Genomic DNA, 685 nt, shown 5'->3' on the forward strand with positions numbered 1-685 from the left:
GGCGCCCGCAGCCATTTCGCCGGCATGGTCGGGCGTGACATGTTTGGCGACTTCCTGGTCGACAGCCTGGCCGAGGCCGGGGTGCAGACCGACTGCATCGTGCGTACCGACGCGGCCAAGACCGCGCTGGCGTTTGTCGCGCTGGACGCCCACGGCGAGCGCAGCTTCAGTTTCTACCGCCCCCCGGCGGCGGACCTGCTGTTCCGCAGCGAGCACTTCACCGCGGCCTGTTTCGACGACACCGCCTGTTTCCACGTCTGCTCCAACAGCCTGACCGAGCCGGCCATCGCCGCGGCGACCTTCGCCGGCATGGACCGCGCCCGCGCCGCCGGTGCGGTGGTCAGCCTGGATCTGAACCTGCGTCCGGCGCTGTGGCCGGCCGAGGTCGATCCGACCCCGTGGCTGTGGCAGGCGCTGGAACGCGCCGACCTGATCAAGCTCTCGCGCGAGGAGCTGGACTATCTGGCGCAGCCGCTCGGCGCCGATGGCGATGCGCAGGTGCTCAAGCGTCTGCTCGCCGCGCAGGCGCGCTGGGTGATCGTCACCGACGGTGCCGGCGCATTGCGCTGGTACACGCGCGAGGATCAGGGCGTGGTGCCGAGCTTCACCGTGAAGACGGTCGACACCACCGCGGCCGGTGACGCCTTTGTCGGCGGCGTGCTGTTCGGCCTGACCGAGCGTGGCG

Annotated in this window: 1 protein-coding gene; it reads left to right on the forward strand. The window is 70.8% G+C overall.

All coding sequences use genetic code 11. The annotated features are described in order from the left end of the window. A partial coding sequence (locus JCM9942_RS17455) for a carbohydrate kinase family protein (protein WP_054661051.1) occupies positions 1-685 on the forward strand: 685 nt, incomplete at both ends.

The organism is Stenotrophomonas pictorum JCM 9942 (genome assembly GCF_001310775.1).
Taxonomy (GTDB): Bacteria; Pseudomonadota; Gammaproteobacteria; order Xanthomonadales; family Xanthomonadaceae; genus Stenotrophomonas; species Stenotrophomonas pictorum.